The organism is Streptomyces sp. CoH27, from assembly GCF_020181035.1.
Taxonomy (GTDB): Bacteria; Actinomycetota; Actinomycetes; order Streptomycetales; family Streptomycetaceae; genus Streptomyces; species Streptomyces camelliae.
On sequence record NZ_JAIQYY010000014.1, the window covers coordinates 240,812 to 251,683 of the forward strand.

Consider the following 10,872-nt stretch of genomic DNA (forward strand, 5'->3'; position numbering starts at 1 on the left):
GGGTGCCGTCAGCGCCCCATCCGAAGAAGGAGCCCCGCCCTGAAGATCCACCCCACCGCCACCATGTTCCCGATGCTCAGCGAGGACGAGCTGCACGACCTCGCCGAGTCCATCAAGGCCGAGGGCCAGCACGAGCCGATCATTCTCGACGCCGACGGCATCCTCCTCGACGGCCGCAACCGTCTCGCCGCCTGCGAGATCGCCGGCGTCGAGCCCAGCTTCACCACCTACACCGGCACCGACCCCAAGGGGCTGATCCTCTCCCTCAACCTGTACCGCCGGCACGTCACCAAGGGCCAGCTGGCCATGATCGTCGCGATGGCCCGTTTCTTTTCGGAACACTCCCTGCGGGATCATGCCAAGCTCCACGGCATCAGCCTGACCCGCATCTCCAACGCAACCACGGTCCTCAAGCACGCTCCCGACCTGGCCGAACAGGTCCGCACCGGCACCCTCAGCCTCGACGCCGCCTACAGCACCGTCCAGGAGCACAAGAAGCGATCCGCCGCCCTCCAGGCCCAGCACGACCGTCTGCGCGAGCACGCCCCCGACCTCGCCGAACAGGTCACCGAGGGCCTGATCACCCTCGACGACGCCACGGCGGCACTCGACGAACGGCAGGAAGAAGAGCGACTCCGAAAGCGCGTGAGCGACGCTGAAGCCCTCCGGCTCGCCGACGGCGGCACCGCACCGCCCCTCACCCAGCTCGTCGAACAAGGGCAGCTCACCTGGCACCAGGCCCACCAGGATGCCGAACAGTTCCTCGCCGACCGGCGGGACGCCATCCACCGAGCACGGCAAGCCCTCCAGCTGATCGCCGAGAACTGGGCCGCCGTCCAGGAGCTCGCCGCCCGACCCGACACCCCCTACGCGCGGGACATCCTCGACGGCCTCGCACCCGAAGCCCGCACCCTCGCCCAGAGCCTGACCACCCTGGCCTGACGCAGCACATCCCCTCGGGGCCGGAGCCAAGAAAGGCCGGCCCCGAGAGGACGAGTGCCGAAAGACTCTCAGCTCTGCCGATGCGTGGCGAGGGTGGCCAGCAGGCGGTCGACGCTGCCGGTGTAGACGATCACTTCCTCGTCCTCGGCCGGGACGTCGAAGCGGGCGAAAAAGTCGTCGAGGGCTTCAGGGGTGACAGTGAGGGCGTTGGCGTCTTCGCGTTGGTTGCGCTCGGCCAGGCGCCGCAGCAGCTCGTTGCGGTCGGCGGGGAGGTAGACGACCAGGGGCAGGGCGCCCGCTTCGCGGGCGGCCTGCCGCCAAGTGTCGCGCTCGCTGCGGCGCCACAGCCCGTGGTCCAGGACGACGTCGTTGCCGGCGCTGAGTTCCTTGACGAACCTCTGGCGGATCGCCTCGACCACGGGCCGTTCGCGCTCGAAGTAGGTGTGCTCGGGGTAGTCCACGCCGTAACGGCCATGGAGGCGGTGTACCTCCTCGTCCACGGACAGCCGGGTGAAGCCGTGTGCGGCCAGTGCCTGGGCGACGGTGGTCTTCCCGGAGCCGGTCAGGCCGGCCAGGAGAACAGCGAGGGGCACGTGCTCATCCCTTTCGCGTGGAGCTTTCCGCGAGCACGGCCATTGTGGGTCAATCCTGGCCGCTGTAGGCGTACGGCCGCCAGGCAGTGGCGATGGCGCGGGCCTCGGCATGCCAGTTCGCGGGCATCCGGGCCAGGCTCACGCGGCGGAAGCCGAACCGCGGGCCGCTGGTATTGATGCCGCCGCCGTGCTCGCCGAGGTGGGCCAGCAGGCGGCGGGCTTCAGCGAGCCGGGCCGGGGAGGCGCTCTGCCAGGTGCCGTCCGCGGAGTGCGTGGCCCGGCGTTCGATGTCCTGCCGTACGCCATCGCACCACTTGAAGTGGTGCACCGCGCAGATGCGGTCGGGGTCCGGGCGGTGACCGGGAGCCCGGTGGTTGCCGGAGGCCACGGTGACGTCGTGGCGGGCCAGGACGATCTTGCGGGGGTCGGCGTGCAGGAGCCGGTGGGTGAGGTGGCCGCCGAGGGGATAGGCGTGGTCGAGTCCGCCGTCGGGGCGCCAGCCGGTCAGGCGTCCGCTCGCGGTGACCCTGTCGAGCATGAGCCCGCCCACCACTCGGTGACCTGCCTTCTCCGCGTGGGCGATCACCTGCGGCAACGGGCCGGGGTACTGGTGGAACTCGTCGGCGTCGGCGAGCAGATGCCATCCCGGCCCGGCCCGGTGCCGCAGCGCGTCTCGCAGTTCGCTGTTGGTGTGCTCGTGCCAGGGGCCGGTGCTGGTGCGGGCCGGGATGATGCCCGCTTCCCGGGCTGCGGCCTGGAGTTCGTGCCGGCGGATGTCGGGGACGTGCTCGGGGAAGTGGAAGGCGATCAGGAACCGCTCGATGCCCAGCTTGCGGTAGTGGCGGGCCCAGGCCGCCAGCAGCGGAGGCTCGATGGGTCCGATCACGGCGATCAGGGCGGGAGGCGTGCTCAGCATCAGGACTCCTTCGTGTGCAGGGAGGCGAAGGTGCGGGTGAGGAGGTCGGCCTGTTCGGCGGCCGAGCGCATGCCCAACAGCGCGGGCGCGTCTGGGTCAGGCAGTTCGGGCGGCTGACGGATGACGTCGTGCAGGACGCCGACGAGGGCGTCCGGATCGCCGGCGGGGAAGGGCCGGGCCCACGGCTGCCCGCGCAGGCGGGCGGTGAGCGCCGTGTCCTGGTCGGAGAAGATCAGCGGAACGCCGAGGCGGGTGGCATCCAGCACCAGCCCTGATTCCTTGGCAACGCCGGGGTGTCGGGCGACCAGAGCGGCGTCGGCGGCGCCGTAGACGAGCCGCAGGACGCTGTCCGTGACCGGGCCGGGCACGATGTGCAGCCGCAGATGGGGCAGGTTCCGCCACCGCTGAAGGACCTGCTCATCGAGGGGATGGCCAGTGACCACCAGGTGCAGCGGTTCCTTCAGCCGTGCCAGCGCCGCGTCGATGGTGTCGATGTCTTTGTAGGGCCACCAGCCGCCAACCAGGCAGACCACTGCGTCAGGGGTGGGGATGCCGAACGCCGCCCGCCCGCCGTCGCGTTCGGCGTCGGTCAGACGGCGGTCGTCATCGACCGCGAAGACGGCCACCAGAGCGGGCAGGTGAGGGAAGGACGCGGCGAGCTGGTCGCCAACGGATCGGGTCGGGGCCAGGGCGATCACCTCTTGCTCATGGTGGCGGGCGAGCCGGCCCAGCCACCGCACGATGGTGTCCTCGGTGGTGACCTGTTCGTGGATGAACCGCAGGTGCGGCTGGCCGCCGAGCAGGGCGGCGGCTCCGTGCAGGGCCTCGCTCGCGGTCAGGATCACCACCGCGTCAGCGGCGGGCTGAAGACGGCGGGCACTGCGCAGGGCGGACGCCTCGGTCAGGCAGCGGGCGACCAGCGTGACCTGATGCGGCAACCGCCGCAGGAGGCGGGGCCAGCGGCGATGACGGAAGATCCGCCGGCCGACCGCGGACAGCCCGGCCGCCGCTCGCGCGGCGACCAGCAGGACGGCCGCCCGGCGTCCGGCCGGTGTGGTGACCAGCCGGGCACCGGTCTCGCGTAAGGCGGCAACTGCCTCGGCTGCAATCCCGTGCGGAGCGATGACCAGGCTGCCGGGTCTGGCCTGGGCCAGGGCCGCCAGCGCGCGCTGACAGTGGCCGCCCAGCCGGTCAGCACGGGGCTCGATGAGGACGAGCGGGCCGGTCACCCGGAAACCACCTGGTCACCGTGAGCGGTGGTGAATCGCTCACGCAGCCACCCGGGGTCGTTGAGCTGGTCGAACTGCGTCGCGTCACGGGCGGCCTCGCGGGCGAAGGCGACGCCTTCACGAGCCCCGGCGGCGGCGTAGTCGGCGAACTCACCGTCGCGACTGGCCGTCCATGCCTCTACCCGCTGACGTGCATCGTCGTCCGCCATGCCGTACTCGCTGCCGCGGGCGAGCATCGCACACTCGCGGAAACCCGCCTTCCAGGCATGAAAGGGGCTCTGGTTGAACCGCGTGATCCCCGCCCTCTGCTGGGCGAACTCGATCCGGCCGGGCAGCGCGGCCAGCACGTCCACGGCCTCGCCCATCGCGCGCAGGGCACTTCGACGGATCAGCTTCAGCCCGCCGTAGCCGTACGACAGGCCGTTGACCGGGTTGACCGCCTGCCAGACCCGCATGGACACGCCCTCCTCCAGCGGCTCGACACCGGAGGCGTCGAAGCCGTTGTCGATGGCGAAGTCGCCGTCGGCGAGGAAGAACTGCTCACGATCGACCAGCTCTGCGCACAGCCGGTAGGCCCGGCGCATCCCGTGCACACCGTGCAGGCGCTTGACCGTGCCACCCAGCGTCCGCTGCAGCCGGGCGTGCAGGGAGCTGGCCATCGGCTCGTCGTACGACAGGAAGACGGCGTCGAACAGGCTCATGCGACGCCCTCCAGGTAGCGGGCGGCGACCAAGGCGGGAGTGAACTCGCAGGTGGAGGCGTGGGCGCGCTTGGCGTGTACGGCGTGGAACTCGTCGTCCGTCGCGAGGCGTTCGGCCAGGGCCACGGCCTCCTCGGTGGTGGTGAAGCACAGCTCGGTGTCGATGTGCTCGGCGAGCCAGCCCAGGCGGGGCGAGATCACAGGCAAGCCCATGCCCTGGCAGTCGATCACGCTCATCGACCACGGGCAGCCCGGCCGGTACGGGGCGATGCCGAAGCGAGCACCGGCCAGCAGACTCCGGTAGCGGACGCGATCACCTCGGTCGGAGACGACCTGGACGTGCGGCAGCGCGGCGAGTTGGTCGCGCATCTTCTCGGGGCTGTCGTCCAGGCCGGTGCGCTCGGTGCGACGCTGGCCGAACAGGTCCATCACCCGCAGCCGCACCATCCCGGAGGCCACCAGCTCGCGGGCCAGGCCGACGAACTGCTCCGTGCCGTAATGCGCGTACAGGCGGTGGTTGTAGATGCCGATCGCACCACCGGTGCTGGAGGCAGCCTGGGCGGAAGCGGGATCACGTACCAGGCGCTCGTCCCTGGGCGCAGGCACCACCCGCAGCTTCCCGCCCAAGTCCACCGTCATCCGGGCGGCGGCGGCCGATACCCAGGAGGCGGCCGTCGAGGAGTGGACCAGTACCCGGTCGCAGGCAGCCAGGCCGGCGGCGAACGCCAGCAGCACTGGCCTGCCCAGACCAGCATCGTTCAAGGACGGGTCGAGCAGGAGCTGGCCGCCGTTGTTGAAAGAGAACGGCAGGTAGTGGCAGTAGCCAGCCAGCAGAGCGTCGGACCGGGCCTCCAGCAGGGCGGTGCGGACGGCCGGGGCCTCCTCGATCTGGTTGGCCACGACCACATCCGGCCGCTCGGTCCTGATGAGCGCGACCAGTTCGTCGATGTCCGCCGAGAACCGGGCCCGGTACTTCGTCCCTGGCACCTTGGTCTGGTGGAAGCCGCAGCGGTCGTCACCGGCGGGAGCCGGGGCCGCCACGGTCACCTCCGCTCCCGCGTCCGCCATCGCCGGAGCCAGGAGGTCCGCGAAGATCCACCCCGAATCTGCCGACAGCCGGTCGGGGTTGGAGATGTTCAGCAGGTACAGCACGCGCATGGAGCGTCGCCTCCCTCGTCTGCCCGGACGGTCGATCCGGGTCGGTGAGGGAAGGAAATCGGTGACGTGACCCGTGACGGGATGATGAACTGGGATCACTCACGGTTCATTCATGGTCACTGAAGATGACGCGGGGCGGGGCTTCGATGGACGCGCAGGGCGAGGAGATCACCGCCGAGCAGGCGGCCGAGGACTTCGCAGCCGAACTGGCTCGCTGGCGGGAAGTACGCGGCATGTCCAAGCGCGCACTCGCGCAGGACATGGGATTCGACCCGTCCTACGTCAGTCACATGGAGTCCGGCCGCCACAAGCCCAGCGAGGACTTCGCCCGCCTCGCCGACGACGCCCTGAACGCCGGCAAGGCGATCTGGCGACGCTGGTGCGACTACGAGCAGGCCAGAACCCGCGAGGCGCGAGCCAAGCGCCCACCAGCACCGCCAGCGCCACGCAGGCCCGAGCAGCCGTACGCCACCGGCTCCGCCCTCGTCGTCGAACACGATGCGGCCTGCCTGAAGTACGACGGCCGCAACTACCGGCTCACCATGCGCCGCCTGCTGCGCAACACCGGCACCGAACCGGTGACCCGCTACCTGATCCGCATCAGCGTCGACCGCTACCCCGGCGACCCCGAGCGATCCAACGCCCACTACCGGGCCCACCCCCTGACCTGGAACGAACTCGCCCTCACCGCCACCTGCCGGGGCGAGGTGATGCGCTGGCAGGCCAAGCACGACCGCGACGCCTTCAAGGAAGTCTGGCTGCTGTTCGACAACGAACAGGGCCGCTTCCCCCTCTACCCCGGTGAATCCGTATGGATCGAGTACGCCTACACCGTCGGCGACGACAAGTGGGGCAACTGGTTCCAGCGGGCCGTCCGCCTGCCCACCGAACAACTCGAAGTCCAGCTCGTCTTCCCCGCCAACCTCGACCCCGTCGTATGGGGCACCGAAACCTCCATGACCGCCGAAGCCTCCCCGCTGCGCACCCCGCCCGTCCGCAGCGACAACACCGGACTACGGCAATTCACATGGATCACGACCACACCCGCCCTGCACGCTCGGTACCGTCTGGAATGGCGGTTCCGGGCGCGACCCGACGGCGAAGCAGATCAAGGGAGTTCAGGTGATTGACTTGCGGCCCAGCCAGCGCATGCGAGACCTCGGCGTCGTCCAGCACGAGGCCGGCATCCTCGCCGAACCGGCCCGTGTCTTCGCCCTGCCGGCCGAGCGTGACGAGGCCGAACGCATCGTGGACGAACTCTTCGCCGCCATCGAGCGCATCGGCCAGGTCCACCCCTTTGCCAAGGGCATGGGCATCGCCGCCCCGCAGATCGGCATCGCCCGCTCCGCCGCTGTGGTTCTGCCTCCCGACGACGCCCCGGCCGTCATCCTGCTCAACCCCCGCATCACCGACTGTTCCGAGGAGACGGACGAGCAGTACGAGGGCTGCCTCAGCTTCTTCGACGTCCGCGGCCTCGTCCCCCGCCCGCTGAAGATCACGGTGGATGCCACGGCTCTGACCGGCGAGACAACGACGACCGAGTACGAACGCGGCCTCGCCCGGCTCATCCACCACGAAATCGACCACCTCGACGGACTTCTCTACACGGCCCGCATGCTGCCTGGGGTCGATCCGATCCCCGTGGAGGAGTACCGGCAGACTGGGCGAGCTTGGGCGTACGAGTAGGACCGAAATCAGCGCTGTCGACATATGCCGGTGGTGTGGCTTAGCCGAGTGTGCATGGCTGCAAGCATCTCCGCCCGTCCAGAGTCATTCGCGGCCCATGAGTTGGGCGAGTAGTGCCACCACCGCCGTGGCTCCAACCAAGGCCGCCCCGGCTTCGGGCGCATGCAGGGTCAGAGCGACGACGAGGACTCCGACCAGCAGAAGTACTACGAGCCGCACGCTGATCTGTTCCATGAGGATCCACCTTCCGTGTGGCACCGACTGGGTTGTGCATCCAGCGTGGGTGCCTCACGGACCGCCCTGACGAGTCAAGACGAGCACTGACAGCATCGGCCAAGAGCAGCCACTGAATGACAGGCGTGACAGATCCTGACGCCTGTAAGCGCGGGCACCGACACACCAGATCAACAGACCAGGCGAAGGCTCATCAGAAGGAGCAGTGATTGTGGTTGCTCAGCCGTGGAAGAGGCCCGAGCTGGCTGACCAGCCTGACCTGAAGAAGCTGAACGATGAGCTCCATGATCTGAGGCTGGAGGCGGGACTCCCGTCAGCGCGGACTATTCGCGACCACGTCGGTAGGGATGTGGAGGACTACTGGATCGTGAATCACCAGGCGGTGCTGGATGCCTTCCAAAAGCCAGATCTCCCGCCCTGGGGTCGCCTTGAGGCGATCGTCCGCGTCCTAGCCGAAGTCGGTCGGCACAACGACGTAGACGGCGAGGTCAACCGTTTCAAGGGCCTATGGAAGCAAGTCGTCAGGGAGACGGTCGCCCAAGCGTCAGTGCACCCTCCGGCAGATAGCACGGCGTCTGCTGCCGATGACGACGTGGACGACGCGGCTGGCTCTTCCAAGGACTCGCGCAAGCAGGACACCAAGGATTCAAGCGGGCGGGCGGCAGAAGAGCCATCGGCTGGCAGGGAGACGTCATCGAACCCTCACCAAGCCGCTGCGCAGTTCAACTACGCGGAGGAGTCCTTGAAGGGGCTGATCCTCAACGCAGCGCAGGCCCTTTGGTACGACAAGGACGCGTTGAGAGTGTTTCTTGGTGTGGTGCGCCGCAGTGACGGCTTCGCCAAGATGGCTGATGCCGCAGAGGAGCGACGGCCAGCGAACGCAACGTTCTACGGTGTGAAGAGCAGAGAGTTCGAGGTGCCCTACTCACCGGCACGGCTCGAGCTGGTCACTCTGCACCGATGCCTTGACGAACACAGGCGCAAGCGCAAGTGGTCCTTTACCGACATGGAGGAGCAGACGGGCGTCTCGTCGGATGCCTGGATCCGCTGGTACACCCACGATGAGCTACCCGAGCGTGAGGCGCTCGTCGCGTTCTCTCACATGGCAGGACTCCAGATGAAGGATCACGTCCTGTTGCTCGGTCTTTGGGAGGCGGCCCGTGATGCGGTAGAAGCACAGAACCGCGCTGGCACATTGCCGTCCAGCATCAGCTTCGATGAGGCATGGGCGATGCGTGATCCGGCGGCACCGAGGATGTGGGCGCTCGCAGGCGTCGGAGGCGACAGTCTGACCGCGTATGGCCCTGATCTGGCCTCCGGCACGGCTCCCGCGTTCGTCGTGGCCGGACCCCCAGGGTCAGGTCGCTCCACGACACTGGTGAACATCGCACGATCTCTGCTCGCATCAGGCACCCAACTCGTTTTAGCCACGCCCAAGCCCTCGCCTCTACGGAGGTTGGCTGATCGAGACGGCGTGGTGGCCTGCTTCGATCAAGACGACATCGGGCACGACGAGTTCGAGGAGGCGCTGTCGAGGGCCTCTGCCGAGGACCCGATCGTTGTCGTGATGGACGACGCAGAGGTCTTGGACGAGTGCGATGCCCAGCGTGTGCTGCGGAACCTGCTGGAGCACGGCTTCGAAGACGGTACGGCGCTGGTCCTGGCAGGCGACGAGGACAAGCTCCGTCCGCACTACCCCTGGCTAAACAGGGCGAAGAGAGCCCACCGCGGCCTCCTTCTGTCTCCTCAGGAGCGGCACGCTGGTGATTGGATCGGCATCAAGACGGGAAGCTCCGTTGTCGGCAGCCCCATCACTCCTGGCCGGGGCTGGCTCCATCTTGGGGACGGCAATCTCATGGCAGTGACCGTGCCACGTTAAGAGCTGCCCCTGATCGAGCGGCGTCCACTCCTGGTAGCCCACGCTGGCGCGTCATTCGGTGTCGTAGGCGGTGCGGATGAGGTGGATGACGGGGACGCCAGAGGCGAGGCGGAGAGTCCTGGCCTCGGTGGGAGTGGGCATCCGGGTGTGGGGCCTTCGTGGAGGTGGTTCGTAGCCGGGGTTTGGTTCGACGATGGGTGTGCCACGTGCGACATCAAGGGCCGGACGAGCAGAGACCGACGGCGTCTGGCCAGCAGGTGCCGTCGTCGAAGAGCCCTTACGAGGTTCAGGCACGAGTCCCGTCCTGCTCACATGGGACCCGCCGGTGCCCGAGCGCCTCGGCGGAGACCACATCCGATGAATGGAATCCAGCCGTATGGTTCCAACTCACCTCCAGCCACCCCCCACGCACTGTCAAACTGCTCGGCACGACGAGCAACTCGTCCATGTTGACCTCGGGGGAGGCTGAGCGATGGCGCAGTACCGCAGGGGGCATTACCGGGCAGCCACGTACGTCAGACCGACAGTGGTCTCGAAGCGAGCAAAGAAACCATCGACTTGGATCATCGTGGTCTTGGCCATCGCTGCCATCGCCCTCTGGAATACGATCTTCGGAAACGACTCGGACAAGCCCACTACAAGACCACAGCAGACAAGTCCAACCGCCCAGGTTTCCCGGGCGCCGTAGGGCGCCGAGGCTAACGCGACTTTGGTCGCCCAATGCGCCCAGCTAGCCTCCGCCAGCCGGTTCCTCTCCTTGCCACAGGCTTCGCAGCCTGGCCTTCTGACGGCTGCGCAGCGTCAATGGCGCTTGGCTGTTCCGTCCTAAGCCTCATCCAGGCCGCATGCCATTGCTTCACTTGTTCGTCCGGCACACCGCAAGCGGACAAGAAGGCCGGCACCGCCGTCCATGTCCTGGGCAACGTCTCGCGATTGAGTAGTGTGCTGACGTTGCCTTCCGAGATTCGCCCACCGGACCGTTGGCTGACCGCCTTCTGGGTCAAGCCGGACGTCTCACGCACATCCCGAAGCCTGGCCATGAACCCTGGGACAGTGCGGACACCGTCAGGCTCTGGCCAAGCGCGACTGACCAAGTCCGAGTCAGCCGAGGAGCCGACAGGAGATCCTGGAAGGAAAGCTCGGTTTCGTCCGAGTGCCAGTCGAGCGCTGGTGTTCCTGTTTCGAGCCTGCGGGATGGGACGCCCCTTCGCTCCGAGTGAGCGGCGCAGATGCCGGTACACGGCGTCGAGCTCCAGCAGCTCCGGCCCACCAGGTATGCCTGCGCGAAGAACTTCCAGAAGCTCTCCGGTGAAGGCCGTGTACGTCTCACCGGGCGGAGCGAGGGCGTAGCTCGCTTCCGACGCTGCCGCCAAGAGGTAGCTTCCCTCGACAGATGCTTGATCCGCCAATTCCGGCGTGCCTGCCATCGTCCCCAGGGCCAAGCCACCGAAGCAGCAGGTTGCGTCCTGGGAAGTGGTGTACGGGTTCGACCTGATCCGGGGGTTTGCTCCCGCGTCGGGGTGACGCCCGCATAG

The 10,872-nt window shown here is 68.0% G+C and carries 11 protein-coding genes and 1 pseudogene; 4 read left to right on the forward strand and 8 right to left on the reverse strand.

From position 1 onward, the window contains the following. Positions 1-72: 72 nt before the first annotated feature. Positions 73-942: a ParB/RepB/Spo0J family partition protein gene (locus LE548_RS25180; protein WP_225099219.1), complete on the forward strand. Its 870-nt coding sequence runs from the start codon at positions 73-75 to the stop codon at positions 940-942. Between the two features lie 68 nt (positions 943-1,010). Here the strand turns inward: LE548_RS25180 and LE548_RS25185 are convergent, their stop codons facing one another. The 5 genes from LE548_RS25185 to LE548_RS25205 are packed head-to-tail and all read right to left on the reverse strand — an operon-like array spanning position 1,011 to position 5,538. Next, positions 1,011-1,535: an ATP-binding protein gene (locus tag LE548_RS25185; protein ID WP_308030558.1), complete on the reverse strand. Its 525-nt coding sequence runs from the start codon at positions 1,533-1,535 to the stop codon at positions 1,011-1,013. 49 nt (positions 1,536-1,584) lie between these two features. Then, positions 1,585-2,451 (reverse strand): glycosyltransferase family 2 protein, encoded by an 867-nt coding sequence (locus tag LE548_RS25190; RefSeq protein ID WP_225099221.1) that lies wholly within the window; start codon positions 2,449-2,451, stop codon positions 1,585-1,587. Further along, on the reverse strand, positions 2,451-3,680 hold the full coding sequence (locus LE548_RS25195) for a hypothetical protein (RefSeq protein WP_225099222.1): 1,230 nt from the start codon (positions 3,678-3,680) through the stop codon (positions 2,451-2,453). Before LE548_RS25195 ends, LE548_RS25190 begins: the two co-directional genes overlap by 1 nt. Then, positions 3,677-4,381 (reverse strand): hypothetical protein, encoded by a 705-nt coding sequence (locus LE548_RS25200; RefSeq protein WP_225099223.1) that lies wholly within the window; start codon positions 4,379-4,381, stop codon positions 3,677-3,679. The genes LE548_RS25195 and LE548_RS25200 overlap by 4 nt, the downstream gene beginning before the upstream one ends. Next, a complete protein-coding gene (locus tag LE548_RS25205; RefSeq protein ID WP_225099224.1) occupies positions 4,378-5,538 on the reverse strand; it encodes a glycosyltransferase in 1,161 nt (386 codons plus the stop codon). Before LE548_RS25205 ends, LE548_RS25200 begins: the two co-directional genes overlap by 4 nt. Positions 5,539-5,663: 125 nt before the next feature. On the opposite strand from LE548_RS25205, the gene LE548_RS25210 reads away from it, so the two are divergent. Both LE548_RS25210 and LE548_RS25215 read left to right on the forward strand, forming a co-directional pair. Next, on the forward strand, positions 5,664-6,668 hold the full coding sequence (locus tag LE548_RS25210; RefSeq protein WP_225099225.1) for a helix-turn-helix transcriptional regulator: 1,005 nt from the start codon (positions 5,664-5,666) through the stop codon (positions 6,666-6,668). Beyond that, positions 6,661-7,224 carry a peptide deformylase gene (locus LE548_RS25215; protein ID WP_225099226.1) on the forward strand — a complete coding sequence of 188 codons (564 nt, stop codon included), beginning with the start codon at positions 6,661-6,663 and terminating at the stop codon, positions 7,222-7,224. The genes LE548_RS25210 and LE548_RS25215 overlap by 8 nt, the downstream gene beginning before the upstream one ends. Positions 7,225-7,308: 84 nt before the next feature. Here LE548_RS25215 and LE548_RS25220 read toward each other — a convergent pair whose 3' ends face one another. Next, on the reverse strand, positions 7,309-7,458 hold the full coding sequence (locus LE548_RS25220; RefSeq protein WP_225099227.1) for a hypothetical protein: 150 nt from the start codon (positions 7,456-7,458) through the stop codon (positions 7,309-7,311). Positions 7,459-7,663: 205 nt separating this feature from the next. Here LE548_RS25220 and LE548_RS46115 point away from each other — a divergent pair, with 205 nt between their 5' ends. After that, positions 7,664-9,337 (forward strand): AAA family ATPase, encoded by a 1,674-nt coding sequence (locus tag LE548_RS46115; protein ID WP_225099228.1) that lies wholly within the window; start codon positions 7,664-7,666, stop codon positions 9,335-9,337. A gap of 54 nt (positions 9,338-9,391) precedes the next feature. Here LE548_RS46115 and LE548_RS46595 read toward each other — a convergent pair. After that, positions 9,392-9,484 (reverse strand): annotated as a pseudogene (locus LE548_RS46595) (GntR family transcriptional regulator); the annotation flags it as partial. A 551-nt stretch (positions 9,485-10,035) separates the two neighbouring features. After that, on the reverse strand, positions 10,036-10,764 hold the full coding sequence (locus LE548_RS46600) for a helix-turn-helix domain-containing protein (protein ID WP_374116173.1): 729 nt from the start codon (positions 10,762-10,764) through the stop codon (positions 10,036-10,038). Positions 10,765-10,872 lie beyond the last annotated feature (108 nt).